Raw genomic sequence first — 15,097 nt, 5'->3', positions numbered from 1 at the left:
CACATGGTCGCCGGCATGCGCTGGCATACGACCATGACGGGGCATGTGTACTGAGACGCCGACGGCTGCATCATCAAAGCACCTTCCGGCGGCGAGTGCGCCGACAAGAGCCCGGTCGATCGGGCTGAACAGGGCACGAAACGCTCGCAGTCGCCCGATGCGCATGACCTGCGGCCCGCCCGGCGATCAGGGAAAGGACGTCCCTGATCGCCGGGGGAGGGGGATGGCCGCCGCGGCGTCGGGGGGATCGGCGCGCCGCACCCCGCTCGTCCCGTACGCCGCCGGTCACGCGCGGTCGGCAGGTCGGGCTCCGGCGAGGTGGCGTCGGGCGCGCGCTGAGGATCACGGGGGCCGCGGCTGCACCGGGATCCTCGGCTCTCACGAGCGAGTCGTCAGCCCTTGCTCCAGATCGCCGCGAAGGTGTTGCCCGCGGTGTCCAGGACGACAGGCTTGTAGCCCAGGGCCTTCATCTTGGTGTTCTGCAGGGTGTAGGTCACGCGGGACAGCTGCAGGTTCTCCTTCAGGCCGGTCGTGGGGCCCTTGCTCCACACGGTGGTGTAAAGCTGGCCGGGCTCGATGGCCATGAGGACGGGGCGCAGGCCCTGCCTGGCCATCGCCAGGAGCTCCTTGCCGCGCTCCTCCACGGTCTGGCCGAGGCTCACCTTGACGGCTCCGGTGGCGGCGCCGGCGACCCAGACGGCCGCGTAGAGCGGCTTCTCGACGGTGCCGTAGACGTCGACCGAGGCGAGGCCGAGGCCGGCGGCGCTGAGCTGGGCGTTGAGCTTCTGGAAGGCGTCCTTGGTCAGGTCGACCTCGGCCTCGGCCTTACCGGAGGCCTTCTTCTCGAAGACCGCCGCGAAAATGGCGCCAGGGCCCGAGCCGGTGCCGCTGATGATGGTGGGCACGTAGCCCAGCTTCAGCTGCTCGGTGATGCGCTTCTGCAAGTCGATGGCCGTCAGGCCCTGCAGGACGTTGACCTTGCGGGTGGCGTCCTTGACCCACAGAGACGCGTACTGGGGGTTGGCCGCGTTCGTCACGCTCAGCGCCTGCGGCACGTAGCCGCTCTTCAGCAGCTGCTTGACGCGCTTCAGCTGTGCCACGGGGTTGAGACCCTGGATGGGAAGCACGTCGTCCAGCGGCAGGTTCCGCTGGACCGTCGTCGTCGCGGGCTGCGCGGCGGCAGGGGACGCAACAGCCAGCAGGGGAGCGGTGGCCGCCGCCAGAACGGTGCTGATGGCGATGATCCTTCGGGCGCTCCGCATGATCCTCCTCGGGTAAAGGGTGTCCCTTATTTTCGGGCAAGAAGGGACCATAACAGAGGATGAGGGAAATTTGACCATGCGTCACGGCGATCGTGATGCGGCTGTGTCAGATCGTTCACGTCTAGAATGCGATTCGATAACGGGGTGGGAAAGTGCGGCATCTTCGCAGGTCAGAGCGTGCTTCCTGAGTAAGATCATCAAGAGAATGGCACGGTCTAATCAGCGGACCTGGTGCTCCGAATTTGTTGTCTCGCTCGATTTCTGATTTCTTCGTAAATCGGACATTTCGGTCCCAGTGTTGTGGGCGGGCCGGCCACCTTGATCGTCGCCCCGTTCGAGGGCTCGCGGAATCAAGCGATCTGCTACCTGTCGCCAAGGATCTTTCGGAACAATCACCACTGTGAGTCACGAACCCCAGCACATCGGCCCGTACACCATCGTTCGCCCGCTGGGGGAGGGCGGGATGGGCATCGTGTACCTCGCCCGCGATCGCGAGTCGAAGCTCGTCGCGCTCAAGACACTCCGCCCAGGCCTGGGCGCCGACGCCGACTTCAGGCGCCGGTTCACCAGGGAGATCGAGGCGGCGCGGAGCGTGGCACGCTTCTGTACGGCCCCCGTGCTGGACGCGGGCATCGACGGCGACGTCCCCTACCTCGTCACCGACTACGTCGAGGGCCCCGACCTGGCCGGCGAGATCAAGAAGAAGGGGCCCATGACGGGGGCCGACCTGGAGGCGCTCGCGGTGGGCGTGGCGACCGCGCTCACCGCCATCCACCAGGCCGGCGTCGTGCACCGCGATCTCAAACCCGCCAACATCCTGCTCAGCTCCGTGGGACCGCGCGTGATCGACTTCGGCATCGCCCAGCTGGTGGAGCCGGACGCGACCCGGTCCGCGTCGATCGTGGGCACTCCCGCTTACATGTCGCCGGAGCAGGCCACCGGCGAGCAGGTCACGGCGGCCGGCGACGTGTTCGCCTGGGGCGGCGTGGTGGCGTACGCGGCCACCGGGCGGGCGCCGTTCGGCACGGGCGGCGCGCCGGAGGTGCTGTTCAGGGTGGTTCACTACGCACCCGACCTGCGCGGCATGGACGAGCGGCTGCGGCCGCTGGTGGAGCAGGCGCTGGCCAAGGAGCCGGAGCGGCGGCCGACGGCCCAGCAGCTCCTCGACCGCCTGCTCGGCCGCGAGGCGATCAAGGCGGCCACGGCGACGCACCTGGTGAGCGATTCCTGGTCGGCCCGCCTGCTCGACGGCCCTGACCCCGCGTCCGGGCTTCCTGATGGCCCGGATCCATCGTCCGGGTTGCCTGGTGGCCCTGACCCCGCGTCCGGGCTTCCTGATGGCCCGGACTTCTCGTCCGGGTTGCCTGGCGGCTCGGATCCGTCGTCCGAGAGGCTTGGAGGCTCCGACCGCTCGCCCGGGACCGCGGACCCGGTGTCGGCTCCAAGCCGGTCCGGTTCGCAATCCTCGCGCCGGTTCTGGCTGGAATCCTCGCGCCGGTTCTGGCCTGGCTCTCCGCTCCTGTCCCTGCAGGGCTGGGAGCGGCTGCCGCGCCGGCGGTGGGGCCGGCCGGCGGCGGCGATCGGCGCCGTGCTGCTGGCGTCGGCGGGTACGGCAACCGTGTTGTGGCAGACGTTGCAGACCGGCCCACCCGCGGATGGCCGGGTGACCGCCGCGGGCTCCCAGCCGGTCGCCGCCACCCTCACACCGTCGGTCACCCGCCCGCCTCGTGATCCGGACGCCCTCGCGCAACGCGACACGTCGATGACGAACGCGTCAGGGGAGCGGGTGCCGCTCTCCCTCACGATCAAATCGCTCCACCGGTGGGGCGGCGATATCCGCTTCGAAGGGTCGCTCACGAACCTCAGCTCCACCGGTGCGAGCGCTGACTTCTATTCGATGCTGGGCAGGCCGGCGTGGAACCTCCAGGCCGTCACCCTGACTCCGTCCGGCACGACCGAGCGGGTCTTCCCCGACGGGACAAGCGAGTCCTGCTCGTGCACGCAGTGGTCGAGCCACGCCAACGCCATCGACCCGAACGAGTCGGTCACCCTCCACGCGATCTTCCCCGACGTGCCGGGAGGGAAGGCCGAGAAAGCCGACCTCGACCTGCTGGATCTGGGCACCTTCAAGAACCTCCCCATCGACTAGCAGCACCCGAGGGCCTTCCTGATCAGCCGGAAGCCGAATGCCGCCACCGTGCCCGCCCGTACGTCTACGCTCGCGTCATGGCCGATACCTGGGATCCAGCGGCGAAGGGCGTCATGCGACTGCCCTCGGGGCGTCTGGTGCGCGGCCGGGGGCTCAGGCATCCGCTGCCCGAAGGGCCGGAGCCCGCCTTCGCCCTCTATCTCCTGGGCCGCCGCCCGCCGGAGGTCGGCTGGCAACACCGGTGGCTGCGCTGGCCCGACTTCTGGCTGCCGTCCGACCGGCACGCGACCATCGAGGCCCTGCGCGAGGCGCTGCGGCGTGCCGGGTCGGAGCGCGTCGAGATCGCCTGCGGGGGCGGCCGGGGCCGCACCGGCACGGCTCTGGCCTGCCTGGCGGTGCTCGACGGCGTGCCCGGCGACCAGGCGGTCGCCTACGTACGCGAGCACTACGCCAAGGGCGCCGTCGAGACCCCGTGGCAGCGCCGCTTCGTCCGCGGCTTCCCTTCGGCCTAGCGGCCTGCACGCGAACGTCGGCTGGCTCACGCCCGTGCGTTACCAGGCGGCCTGCCTCAGGCCCGAGCGTGACCGGCGGGCTCGGGTTCGGCGGCGGCCGGGTCCTGGCGCGACGGTGAGCGGGTGCCGAGGGCCAGCCCCACGGCGAGGCACACCAGCGGGATCGCCGGGATCACATATCTGACGTCGTAGGCGGCCAGGAAGGGCGGCGAGGCGACCAGCGCGAGCGCCGCGACCCCGGGCAGGAGCGCGTCCCACCGCCGCCACACCACCGCCGCGACCAGGGCGCCGCCGAGGGCCAGCATGAGCAGCGGGAAGGGCACGTAACCGAACCGCTGGTACGCGCGCAGCCACCCCGCGACCGGTTCCACCACCCGGGTCGCGGCCGGCCCCGCTTCGTACGACTCCGCCACGTCGCGCACCGACTCGTTGATCGGCCGCTCCGACTCGGGGAGCTTGTAGGGGGTCTTCTCGTCCACGGCCGTGCGTTCCCAGCGCAGCAACTGCCCGAGGTCGGTCGCCGCCGCGGCCAGATAGTCGCCGGGCTGGGCCAGGATCGCCATCCTGGCGAACTCGCCGGCGAGCTGGTTGCGGTTGGCCTTGCCCGGCACCTTGAGCAGCGGCGAGAAGTCCTCCCAGAGCCAGTGCGGCGGGTAGGGCCGCTGCTCCACCGGCATGTCGGGGCAGAGCACGGCCAGCCGCTCTGGAGGCCTGATCACGCCGCAGTCGGCGAAGCTCATGGTCCGCGACCACAGGAAGTTGCCGTCGGCCTCGGTCAGCCCGAACTTGCCCTTCTCCACCTTCATCCACGTCGCGTACGCGCCGAGCGGGATAGCACCGGCGACCAGCAGCGCCACCAGCGGGCGCCAGCCGTACCGGCGGATCAGCAGGTAGGCGGCGACCAGGATGAGCAGCGGCAGCCCGACGGTCCTGGTGATGCCGGCCAGGCCGAGCAGCAGCCCGCCGATGGCGGCCGTGGCCGGGCTGACGCGCCGGACGATGAGCACGACCGCGGCGGTGACGAGCACGATGAAGATCGCGTCCGCCATGATCATGTGCTCGAGGAGCAGCATGAACTCGTCGTACAGCAGCGGCGTGACCAGCAGCGCGGCCCCCCAGCCCGGCAGGCCGCGGCGCCGCAGCAGCGCGTAGATCGCCACGGCGAGCCCCAGCACCAGCAGGTGCTGCAGTACCGTCACCAGGGTCAGGCTGTGTGCGGGGCGAAGCAGCGCCAGGAGCAGCGAATATCCGGACGGCCGTGTGGTGCCCGGCGCCAGCTCCTCGCTGAGGAACGCGAACGAGTCGCCGTAGAAGAGCAGCGCCGGCGGGAACCCGAGCAGGGTGAGCACGCGGAGCCCGATCGCGGGCAGCATGGCGATGACCAGTGCGCGATGAGCCAACATGAATCCGCTTCCTCGTGAGCCGGGGCCCCCACAATAGTGGGTGTTCCGGTCACCGAGCGGGGGCCGGGATCGCCCCGATCCGCCGCCACAGGGGCACGAGGGCCGGCAGGTAGCCACCAGGTGTGGATAGTGGCTCTTGTGCTGTCCGAGATCGTACGGAGGGCTTCCTGCGGGCGCCCCGGCTACACACGCCTGCGGGTGCCGGAAAGGGTCTTGACGAGGGTCGGCTCGCGCTTGCTTGGAAACGAGATGTCGTAGACCGCAATGTCGCCATAGTGACCATCGCCGACATGCTCATCCAGCCAGTCGTAGGCGTCGTTGACGTCGATCGTTAGGTACGCGTCCCGGGCATCAAGCGAACCGACCTTGAAGACGTGAGCCACGAAGCGATCGCTCAGCTCGCGAATCGCGCGGCGGGTGGTCATCCGAGCCACACCCCACATGTTCGACAGGTCCAGCTCTGCGCGGACTGGTCCGAGCCGTGCACGGCAAGGGAACCTTCGTGACGCAGCGGGACGCCTGAGCGCGATCGGGGACTCGGCTTGCCGGAGGGTTTTCCCGAATGTCATTCTGGAATTGGTGCCCCAGCGTCCTGGCCACTCGTTGCGGAGGATGCATGACCAATCGCCCGATTATCGACAAAAAGGCACTTCGCCTGAAATATCGGGAAGAGCGTGACAAGCGGCTGCGTCCGGACGGCAACGACCAGTACCTCCGCCTCACCGGCCGCTTCGCGCACTACCTCGACGACCCCTACACCCCCGTCACCGAACGCCCGCCGAAGACCGACCACGTGACGGTCGCCGTCATCGGCGGCGGCTTCGCCGGGCTCGTCACCGGCGCGCGGCTGAAGGAGGCCGGCGTGGAGGACGTGCGCGTCGTCGAGAAGGGCGGTGACTTCGGCGGCACCTGGTACTGGAACCGCTACCCGGGCGCGCAGTGCGACACGGCCTCGTACGTGTACATGCCGCTGCTCGAGGAGACCGGGCACATGCCGACGGAGAAGTACGCGCACGCGCCCGAGATCCTCGAACACTGCCGCCGCATCGGCAAACACTTCGGCCTGTACGACAACGCCCTCCTCCACACCGAGGTCAAGAGCCTCGAATGGGACACGGCCCGCTCCCGCTGCCGCATCAGCACGAACCGGGGCGACCACTTCACCGCCCGATTCGTCACCATGGGCATCGGCCCGCTGCACGTGCCCAAACTCCCCGGCATCCCGGGCATCCAGACGTTCCGCGGGCACGCGTTCCACACGAGCCGCTGGGACTACGCCTACACCGGCGGCGACCCCTCGGGCGCGCCCCTGGACCGGCTGGCCGACAAGCGCGTAGCCGTCATCGGCACCGGCGCGACGGCCGTACAGTCCGTGCCGCACCTGGCGCGGGCCTGCGCGGAGCTGTACGTCTTCCAGCGCACGCCCTCATCGGTCGACGTGCGGGACAACCGGCCGACCGACCCCGAGTGGTTCGCCCGGGTCGCGACCCCCGGATGGCAGCAGCGCTGGCTGGAGAACTTCACCGCCAACCAGACCGGCGCGCAGGCAGACGAGGACCTGGTCATGGACGGTTGGACCGATCTCGCCCGCCGCGTGCGCTCGCGCATCCAGGCGCTCCCGCCGGCGAAACGTACGACGGAGCACATGCTGGCCGCGTTCGAGGACTCCGACTTCGAGAAGATGGAGGAGATCCGCGCCCGCGTCGACTCCATCGTCACCGACAGGGAGACCGCGCAGAAGCTCAAGGCGTGGTATCGCCAGCTCTGCAAGCGCCCCTGCTTCCACGACGAATACCTGCAGGCCTTCAACGTCCCCGGCACCCACCTCGTCGACACCGACGGCAAGGGCGTGGAACGCATCACCGAGAAGGGGGTCGTGGCCGCGGGCAGGGAGTACGAAGTCGACTGCATCATCTACGCCTCCGGCTTCGAGGTGGGCACCGACTACACCCGCCGCGCGGGCTACGAGGTGACGGGACGCGACGGGGTCAGGCTGTCGGACCGCTGGGCGGAGGGCATGCGCACGCTGCACGGCATTCACGTGCACGGCTTCCCCAACGTCTTCCTCGTCCAGCCGACGCAGGGCGCGAACCTCATCTCCAACATCCCGCACAACCTCACGGAGGCGGGCAGGACCATCGCGCTCACCATCCGGCACGCCCTCGACCACGGTTACGGCGAGATCGAGGTCACCAAGGAGGCCGAGGACGCCTGGATCGAGCTGCTGCTGTCAGGCGGCGGCGGGATCCTCGGCTCCCCCGACTGCACGCCGGGCTACTACAACAACGAGGGTCGGGACCTCGGCCTGCGCAGCTGGCTCAACGCCGGCTATCCGCACGGGGCCATGGCGTACTTCGACTACATCGATCGCTGGCGTACGTCGGGCGCGTTCGAGGGGCTGGAATTCCGGTACGGCGCCCAATGTCAGTCCCGATCCGATCCCACCGTCGGACCGAGCGATGACGGCGAAGCTTCTGACCAGAGATGACAGGAGCATCATTCAGCGGGCGTCACCGTTGCCCGAGACGGTCTGCCGGTAGTGCTCGGCCGCCAGGGCCATGTCGGCGCTGCGTTCGCCCCGCCGGCCACGGTCGTGCTGACGGCACTCGCCGCCATCGCCGTGACGCTCATCGAGTCGCCCAGGGCTTCGCCGTGGGTGCGGCGGTCGTCGCGGGAGCCGTGCCGCCCGCCGCCGACGGGCACCGCAGGGTGCTGGCGGTGCCGGCGTACCTGCGGGGCTGACCGGACGGTGCTCAGGTGATGCAGAGCTCGTTGCCCTCGGGGTCGGCGATGGTGATCCACCAGTTGGGCCCCTGGCGGCCGCGGTGCAGCACCTTCGCCCCCTTCGCGGCCAGCCGCTCGACCACGGGCTCGATGTTGTCGGCGCCCACGCGTACGTCGAGGTGCACGCGGTTCTTGGCCGTCTTGGGCTCGGCCACGAGCTGGAACAGCACGCGAGGTGCGCGTTCGAGCCCGTCGGGGTGCCTGATGGCCGCGCCCGCCTTCCACACCAGCGCGCCGTTGTGCGTGGTGGTGTCGTCGTCGGTGGCGTGACCCTTCTCGATCATGGCGCGGATGAACGCCTCGTTCGAGGGCTCCACCTGCCAGCCGAGTGCGTCGGCCCACCAGTCGGCGAGGGGATGCGGGTCGACCGTGTCGATGACGACTTGGAAGTCATATGCCATGAGTCCAATGCTAAAAGTAGGGTTCGTGGGCATGAGTGAGCAGTGGCAGGAGGTCGGTGACCGGGTCTACGTCCGGCGCCATCGGTCGTACGACATGAACGTGGGTCTGGTCGTTGGTGACGGGCACTGCCTGGTGCTCGACACGCGCACGTCGTACCGGGAGGCGGCGGACCTGATCGCGGCGATCAGGACGATCACCTCCGCGCCGTGGACGGTCGTCAACAGCCACTCCCACTTCGACCACTGCTTCGGCAACGCCCTCTTCCGTCCCGCGGAGATCTGGGGCCACGTCAGGTGCGCGGAGGAGCTGGAGCTGTACGGCGAGCAGCAGCGCGCCTCTGTCATAGGCGGCTCGCCGGAGCTGCGCGACGACCTGGAGGAGCTCACCATCGTGCCCCCGGACCAGACGTTCAGCGCCGCGGCCGGTCTCGACATCGGCGGCCGCATGGTGCACCTGCGGCATTTCGGGCTCGGGCACAGCAGTAACGACGTCGTCGTGCAGGTTCCCGACGCGGGGGTGGTGTTCGCCGGTGACCTGGTGGAGGAGGGCGCGCCTCCGGCGTTCAGCGACTCCTACCCGCTCGACTGGCCGCTGACGGTGGGGAAGATGCTGGAGGAGATGCCCGAGCCGGTGGTCGTGCCGGGGCACGGCGCGGTGGTGGACCGGGCGTACGCGCTGGCGCAGCGCGAGGAGCTGGCCCTGGTGGCCGAGCTGGCCGAGCGGGCCCACGTGGAGGGATTGCGCGACCTGATCAGGCTCTTCCCCTATCCGGAGGACGTGACCAGGCAGGCGATCGACCGCGCGTTCATGCAGCTCGACGCGGCCTGAGGGGCCTGCGGTCGACACGGCCGGCATCGTCGCGCTATATTGCATTTTGCAATATAGAAGGAGGCGGCATGGCGCGACGGCACGACCTGGTCGGCCTCACCGTGCTGGCCATGCTCACGGTGCGCGCCGCTCATCCGTACGAGCTGCACCGGTTCATCGTCGACACGCACAAGGACTTCATCACCGGCCTGCCACGCAGCCTCTACCACGCCGTCGAGCGGCTGGCGAAGGACGAGCTGATCGTGCCCGCGGGCACCGGCCGCGAGGGCCGCAGGCCGGAGCGCACGGTCTACGAGATCACCGACGAGGGCCGTGAGGAGCTGGCCACCCGGCTGCGCCGGCTGCTGGAGACGCCCGACCCCAACCGGCTCACGTTCGTCGCGGCCGTCTCCCTCATGGGCTGCCTCCCGCTGGCGGACGCGCAGCGCGCGCTGCGCAGCCGCGGGGCCGCGATCGAGGGCATCCTGGCCGGGCTGGACGCCCACATGCGCGCGCTCGACGCCGGCGGCCTGCCGCGCGTCCTCATGCTCGAGATCGAGTACGAGCAGGCGCTCTACACCGCCGAACTCGGCTGGATCACCGGGCTGCTCGACCGCCTCGGCAAGGGGGAGCTCGACTGGGCCCCCACGATCGAGATGTGAAAGGCCGCCGGAGTGCGCCAACACCCCGGCGGCCGTAAACCCGAACAAGGCGCCTGCCCTGCCCGAACTCGCATTCACAGGATAGGCGCCGCGACAGAAGGAGCAGTGCCATGTCCGCAGAAGTCGCCCACCTGCTCGCCCGCATGACGGAGACCTGGAACGCCGGGGACGCCAGGGCGTACGCCGAGTTGTTCACGCAGGACGCCGAGTACATCACGTTCTTCGGCCTGCACCTGCGCGGCAGGCAGGCCATCGAGGACACGCACAGGAAGCTGTTCGAGACCCCGATCAAGCTCGCACCCGCGGACCGGGCGCCGCTGGTCAAGGAGCTGTCCGACGACGTCGCCCTGGTGATCTCGGGCGGCGGCTCCACCGTGGACGGCGAGCCCGACCCGAGCCGCGCCTCCATCATCACCCTCACCGCCCTGCGCACCCCTGAGGGCTGGCGCTTCGCCTCGTTCCAGAACACCCGGGTGCAGCGGCCGTGAAGAAGCTGGTCACCGAGGTCACCGGCGTGGTCGCGGCCCCCGTCGAGCAGGTGTGGCAGGCCCTGCTCGGCCAGGGGCCAGGCGGCGCGGTGAAGACCGAAGTGGGCGAGCACACCGTCGCCTACCAGGGCGGCTGGTGGTACCGCGGCGAATGGTCGGTCACCGCCCACCCCGAGGGCGCCCGCGTCGTCCACCGCGTCTACAACGTGGCCGAGTGGCTGCGGTGGGGCGTGCCGCTGGCCAACCGGCTCTTCATCGGTTTCGACCGGCGGACGCGCCAGGCGTTCGCCGAGGGACTGGCCCGCATCGGAGAGAAGTTGGGGTGCCCGACCCGGCTCACCTAGGCTCCCCGGTATGGAATGGGGACCGCTGACACGGGAGGACGCCCGGCCCTTGGCCGAGCTCTCGGCCGCCATCGAGGCCGAGGACATGACCGGTGACGTCTACGGCGCCGACGACGTGGCGGAGCGGCTCTCCTCCCGCCTGCTCGACATGACCGAGGGCACGCTGGCGGCCAGAGACGGCGACCGGATCGTCGCCTTCGGCTGCCTCCCGGCCCGGCAGTCCGCCGGCGACGTGCACCTCATGCACTTGTGGGGCGGCGTGCACCCGGCCTACCGCAGGCGAGGGCTGGGCCGGCGGGTCATCGACTGGAGCCTGCGCGCGGCGCCCGGGGTGAGCGCGCGGGTTCATCCCGGGCTGCCGGTGGAGGTCTCGTTCGACGTCTACGACCACCTGCCGGGGACGCGGGTGCTCGCGGAGAACACCGGGTTCACCGCCACACGCTATTTCGCCCGCATGGAGCGGTCCCTGACCGGTGACCTGCCCTCGGCGCGCCCGCCCGAGGGCGTGTCGATCGTCGCCTGGTCGCCCGAGCTCGACGACGGCGCCCGCCACGTGCGCAACGAGGCGTTCCGCGACCACTGGGGCAGCGTGCCGCACACCCCCGAGAGCTGGCGCCACAGCCTGACCGGCTCGCGCAACTTCGTCCCCGAGGCCACGTTCGTCGCCCTGGCCGGCGACCAGCCGGTGGGCGTGCTGGTCACCCACTTCTTCGACCACAAGTTCGCCCTGACCGGTGAGCGCCAGGCCTGGATCCAGATCGTCGGCACGCTGAAGGAGTGGCGCGGCAAGGGCGTGGCGAGCGCGCTGATCGCGCACGCCCTGTCCGCCTTCGCCGCCCAGGGCTACACCAGCACCGGGCTCGGCGTCGACGCCCACAACCCCACCGGGGCGGTCAGCGTCTACACCGGGTCGGGCTTCGCCGTCACGCGTCGCTGCACCAGTTACCTCCGCTCTCTCCCCTGACCTCCGCTGGCGGCCTCGGCCGGGCTCAGGGAAAATCTCGCGATAAATCCGGCATCTTCGTACACCAGGGTCCCGTCGTGCAGGGCGGCGATGTCGCGGGCGATCGGCAGCCCCAGCCCGGCGCCGCCCGCGTCCCGGGCGCGGGCCTCGTCCAGCCGGGTGAACCGGTCGAAGACCGCCTCCCTGTGCTCCGGCGGGATCCCGGGCCCGTCGTCGGCCACTTCGAGCACCGCCTGATCACCTTCGGCGCGCACCCCCACCCGCACGGTGGAGGCGGCGTGCCGGACCGCGTTGTCGACCAGGTTGGTCACCAGGCGGTCGAGATGCGCCCGCGAGCCCTTCATCACCACGTCGGGCTCGACGTCGAGCTCCACCCGCACGTCGGCCCGCCGCCTGACCCGCAGCGACTCCTCGGCCGCCACCTGCCCCAGGTCCAGCTCCGTCGTGCGCGGCGGCTCGCCCGCGTCCAGCTTGGCCAGCATGAGCAGGTCGGCGGCCAGGGACTGCAGGCGTTCGACGTCGGCCAGCGCCTCCTGGGTGAGCTCGCTCCGCTCGGCCAGCTCCAGCCGGGCGCGCAGGGTGGCGATCGGGCTGCGCAGCTCGTGAGCCGCGTCGGCGACGAACCTCTTGTGGGTGCCCACCGCCGTCTCCAGCCGGTCGAGCGTCGCGTTGACGGTGGTGGCCAGCGCGGCGATCTCGTCCTTGGAATCAGGTACGGGCACCCGCTGGTGCAGGTCCCTGGCCGTGATGTCGGACACCTTCGCCCTGATCGCGGCCACGGGTGCCAGCGCGCGGCCCACCGAGAACCAGGTCATCCCGGCCACCACGGCCAGCACGGCGGGCACGCCGGGCAGCAGGGCGCCGTACAGCGTGTTCAGGGCGTCCTCGGCGCTCGCCAGGGAAACCCTTGACCACACCATCGCAGGGCCGGCCTCCGTGCTCACCTCGACGCCGGCGATGGCGTACTCGCCGGGCTCGGCCCATTCGACGGTCGCGGCGGGCGCGGGTTTCGCCTTGGTCAGCATGACGTCGGGGTCGGCGATCCTGACCGCCGCGCCGTCGCTCCCGTAGATCAGCTCTCTTGTGCTCTCCGCGCCCGCCGGCCGTTCGCCGCTCGGCTCCGCCTTCCCCGCGGGGCCGGACGGCCCGGCGGGCGGCTCGGTGGCTTCCTGCACCGGGCGGAACCCGGTGAGGGACCCGGCGGTCGGCGGGGTGACCCTTTGGGCGGGCACGACCGACAAGGTCTGCGCGTACGGCACCGCCTCCACGGCCTTCCTGACCGCCGCGGCGTCGGCGCTGCGTTCCAGGCTGCCCCGCAGCACCGCCACCAGCCCCAGGGCGACGGCGCCGAGCGCGAGCGCCACCACGAGCGTCGCCGCGGCGGTCGCCCGCAGCCGTACGGACGACAGCCCCGAGGCCGACCGCTCCGAGGCCGACCGCTCCGAGGCCGACCGCTCCGAGGACTTCGAAGACGACGGCCGCGAAGACAGCCCCGGGAACGGAAGCCTCAGCCGTTTCATGCCGCCTCCAGCCGGTAGCCGGCCCCGCGCACCGTCACGAGCGTCGTCCGGCCGAACGGCACGTCGATCTTGCGGCGCAGGGCGCTGATGTAGACCTCGACGATGTTCGGGTCGCCGTCGTAGGAGAAGTCCCACGCCTGGGCCAGCAGCTCGCTCTTGGACACCACCTCGCCGGCCCGCCGCGCCAGCGCGTGCAGCACCGCGAACTCCTTCGGCGTCAGCGCGATCCCCGCCGCGCCCCGGTGGCAGCGCAGCCCGGCCGGGTCGATCACCAGGTCGCCCACGCTGATCGACACGGGCCGCTCCCGCCCGCCCCGCCGTACCAGCGCCCGCAGCCTGGCCAGCAGCACCACGTAGGAGAACGGCTTGGCCAGGTAGTCGTCGGCGCCGTTGTCGAGCGCCTCGGCCTCGTCGTAGATGCCGTCCTTGGCGGTGAGCATCATGATCGGCGTCCAGTCGCCCGCCTCGCGCAGCTTGGAGCAGACGGCGTAGCCGTTCATCCTGGGCAACATCACGTCGAGCACGATCACGTCGTACGTGTTCTCGGTGGCCATCCAGAGCCCGTCGCGCCCGTCGTGCGCCACGTCCACCGCGAAGCCCTCACCGGCCAGGCCGCCCTTCACCAGGTCGGCCAGCCGCTCCTCGTCCTCCACCAGTAGCACTCGCACACGCACAAGAGTGCCGCAGCGCACCTAAAGCCAACCTGAAGATCGTTTCGGGTCTCTTCAGGGTCGCTTCAGGTACGCGCGAGCACGCTCGGAGGCGTTCGATCGACATCGAGTAAGGAGAACCATGTTCAAGCGACGTCTCGCGGTCCTCGCCGCCGTTGCCACCCTGGCCGTGACCGGGCTGGCCGGCTCGGCCCTGGCCGACGAGCCCGCCAGCCCCACCGCCGGCACGAAGGTGATCTGCAAGACGAGCGACGGCAAGACCATCGAGATGTTCAAGGTCCGGCCCGTGAAGGGATTCAAGGCGACTCGCCCCGACGGCGAGGTCAGGAAGGCCGAGCCCGGGGAGACGGTGGCGCTCCGGGACGGCGACCCGGCCGCGGAGGTGAAGGCCCTGCCGCTCCCCGAGGACGAGGCGGAACGGCGCGCGCGGATCAAGGACGGTTACGCGGTGGCGGCGCCCGCCCTGCCGGCCGAGGGAGTGCTGATCAGGGAGCACGCCGACGCACCCAAGGGCGTGGCCAGGACCGTCGAGATCGAGTGCGAGAAGGTCGAGTAACCGGGTCACTCCGCTGACGACGGCTGCGGACCCGCGCCGCGAACGTCGATGCGGCCCTCGGCACAACGGAAGCGCGCCCCCTGTCGACAGGGGTCGCGCTTCCCAGCGAACTCAAAACATCTTACGAGACGCCTCATCCGCCTTGGTGGACGCCTTCGTGGCCATCCGGTCCGCCGACTCCGCGGTCGTGCTCGCACTCTCGTTGACCCAGCGTGACGCATCGGAAGCGGAGTCCTTCATGTGCTCGGTCCACTGCTGGGCGTTGCGGCGGTAGAACATGTAGCCGATCGACCCCACCGTGAGGCCGGTCAGCAGCATGAGCATCGGCCATCGCCGCGACCGCTCGGGCTTGGGGTCGACCTTCCTGGCCGCCGTGGTCAGCATGTGGCTGACCTTGGGGGCGAGTTGCTCCTCGAACCCGTGTGCCGCGGACTCCAGCCGCGGCGCCGCCCAGTAGCGGGCGTCCTCGATGCGCCGGGCGGTGACCACTTTGGCCTGGTCCGCCATCGGCGCCATACGGTGGCCCGTACGGACGGCCTGGGCCCTCATACGGCCCATCCATGTGGCGGGAAT

The 15,097-nt window shown here is 70.5% G+C and carries 16 protein-coding genes and 1 pseudogene; 10 read left to right on the top strand and 7 right to left on the bottom strand.

Going from position 1 to position 15,097, the window contains the following annotated elements; all coding sequences use genetic code 11:
- Positions 1–60: 60 nt before the first annotated feature.
- Positions 61–147 (top strand): annotated as a pseudogene (locus tag ABGA98_RS08645) (IS5/IS1182 family transposase); the annotation flags it as partial.
- 245 nt (positions 148–392) lie between these two features.
- Here the strand turns inward: ABGA98_RS08645 and ABGA98_RS08640 are convergent.
- Positions 393–1,262, bottom strand: a complete 870-nt coding sequence (locus tag ABGA98_RS08640) for a hypothetical protein (protein ID WP_347617614.1) — start codon at positions 1,260–1,262, stop codon at positions 393–395.
- A gap of 400 nt (positions 1,263–1,662) precedes the next feature.
- Between ABGA98_RS08640 and ABGA98_RS08635 the strand changes: the two genes are divergently transcribed.
- Both ABGA98_RS08635 and ABGA98_RS08630 read left to right on the top strand, forming a co-directional pair.
- A complete protein-coding gene (locus ABGA98_RS08635; protein WP_347617613.1) occupies positions 1,663–3,411 on the top strand; it encodes a serine/threonine-protein kinase in 1,749 nt (582 codons plus the stop codon).
- 77 nt (positions 3,412–3,488) lie between these two features.
- A complete protein-coding gene (locus ABGA98_RS08630; RefSeq protein ID WP_347617612.1) occupies positions 3,489–3,923 on the top strand; it encodes a protein-tyrosine phosphatase family protein in 435 nt (144 codons plus the stop codon).
- Between the two features lie 56 nt (positions 3,924–3,979).
- Here ABGA98_RS08630 and ABGA98_RS08625 read toward each other — a convergent pair whose 3' ends face one another.
- The gene (locus ABGA98_RS08625; RefSeq protein ID WP_347617611.1) at positions 3,980–5,326 is read right to left on the bottom strand and encodes a hypothetical protein; all 1,347 of its coding nucleotides are present in this window, start codon (positions 5,324–5,326) and stop codon (positions 3,980–3,982) included.
- Between the two features lie 182 nt (positions 5,327–5,508).
- On the bottom strand, positions 5,509–5,751 hold the full coding sequence (locus ABGA98_RS08620) for a hypothetical protein (protein WP_347617610.1): 243 nt from the start codon (positions 5,749–5,751) through the stop codon (positions 5,509–5,511).
- Between the two features lie 191 nt (positions 5,752–5,942).
- Between ABGA98_RS08620 and ABGA98_RS08615 the strand changes: the two genes are divergently transcribed.
- Positions 5,943–7,814 (top strand): NAD(P)/FAD-dependent oxidoreductase, encoded by a 1,872-nt coding sequence (locus ABGA98_RS08615; RefSeq protein ID WP_347617609.1) that lies wholly within the window; start codon positions 5,943–5,945, stop codon positions 7,812–7,814.
- A gap of 265 nt (positions 7,815–8,079) precedes the next feature.
- Here ABGA98_RS08615 and ABGA98_RS08610 read toward each other — a convergent pair whose 3' ends face one another.
- A complete protein-coding gene (locus ABGA98_RS08610) occupies positions 8,080–8,511 on the bottom strand; it encodes a VOC family protein (protein ID WP_347617608.1) in 432 nt (143 codons plus the stop codon).
- A 31-nt stretch (positions 8,512–8,542) separates the two neighbouring features.
- Between ABGA98_RS08610 and ABGA98_RS08605 the strand changes: the two genes are divergently transcribed.
- The 5 genes from ABGA98_RS08605 (at position 8,543) to ABGA98_RS08585 (ending at position 11,777) form a co-directional block, all read left to right on the top strand.
- Entirely contained in the window at positions 8,543–9,340 is a 798-nt protein-coding gene (locus tag ABGA98_RS08605; protein ID WP_347617607.1) for an MBL fold metallo-hydrolase, read from the top strand.
- Positions 9,341–9,408: 68 nt separating this feature from the next.
- A complete protein-coding gene (locus ABGA98_RS08600; RefSeq protein WP_347617606.1) occupies positions 9,409–9,981 on the top strand; it encodes a PadR family transcriptional regulator in 573 nt (190 codons plus the stop codon).
- A gap of 110 nt (positions 9,982–10,091) precedes the next feature.
- A complete protein-coding gene (locus ABGA98_RS08595; RefSeq protein WP_347617605.1) occupies positions 10,092–10,469 on the top strand; it encodes an SgcJ/EcaC family oxidoreductase in 378 nt (125 codons plus the stop codon).
- Entirely contained in the window at positions 10,466–10,813 is a 348-nt protein-coding gene (locus tag ABGA98_RS08590) for a hypothetical protein (protein ID WP_347617604.1), read from the top strand. Before ABGA98_RS08595 ends, ABGA98_RS08590 begins: the two co-directional genes overlap by 4 nt.
- A 10-nt stretch (positions 10,814–10,823) precedes the next feature.
- Positions 10,824–11,777, top strand: a complete 954-nt coding sequence (locus ABGA98_RS08585) for a GNAT family N-acetyltransferase (RefSeq protein WP_347617603.1) — start codon at positions 10,824–10,826, stop codon at positions 11,775–11,777.
- Here the strand turns inward: ABGA98_RS08585 and ABGA98_RS08580 are convergent.
- A complete protein-coding gene (locus ABGA98_RS08580) occupies positions 11,756–13,297 on the bottom strand; it encodes an ATP-binding protein (protein WP_347617602.1) in 1,542 nt (513 codons plus the stop codon). The genes ABGA98_RS08585 and ABGA98_RS08580 overlap by 22 nt on opposite strands.
- A complete protein-coding gene (locus ABGA98_RS08575; RefSeq protein WP_347617601.1) occupies positions 13,294–13,965 on the bottom strand; it encodes a response regulator transcription factor in 672 nt (223 codons plus the stop codon). Before ABGA98_RS08575 ends, ABGA98_RS08580 begins: the two co-directional genes overlap by 4 nt.
- Before the next feature lie 124 nt (positions 13,966–14,089).
- Here ABGA98_RS08575 and ABGA98_RS08570 point away from each other — a divergent pair, with 124 nt between their 5' ends.
- Complete coding sequence (locus ABGA98_RS08570; protein ID WP_347617600.1) at positions 14,090–14,524, top strand: hypothetical protein; 435 nt, start codon at positions 14,090–14,092, stop codon at positions 14,522–14,524.
- 111 nt (positions 14,525–14,635) lie between these two features.
- Here the strand turns inward: ABGA98_RS08570 and ABGA98_RS08565 are convergent, their stop codons facing one another.
- Entirely contained in the window at positions 14,636–15,073 is a 438-nt protein-coding gene (locus ABGA98_RS08565) for a hypothetical protein (protein WP_347617599.1), read from the bottom strand.
- Positions 15,074–15,097: the final 24 nt, after the last annotated feature.

Source organism: Nonomuraea sp. B1E8 (assembly GCF_039871515.1).
In the GTDB taxonomy this organism is placed as follows: Bacteria; Actinomycetota; Actinomycetes; order Streptosporangiales; family Streptosporangiaceae; genus Nonomuraea.
This window is presented reverse-complemented; position numbering and strand designations above follow the sequence as displayed.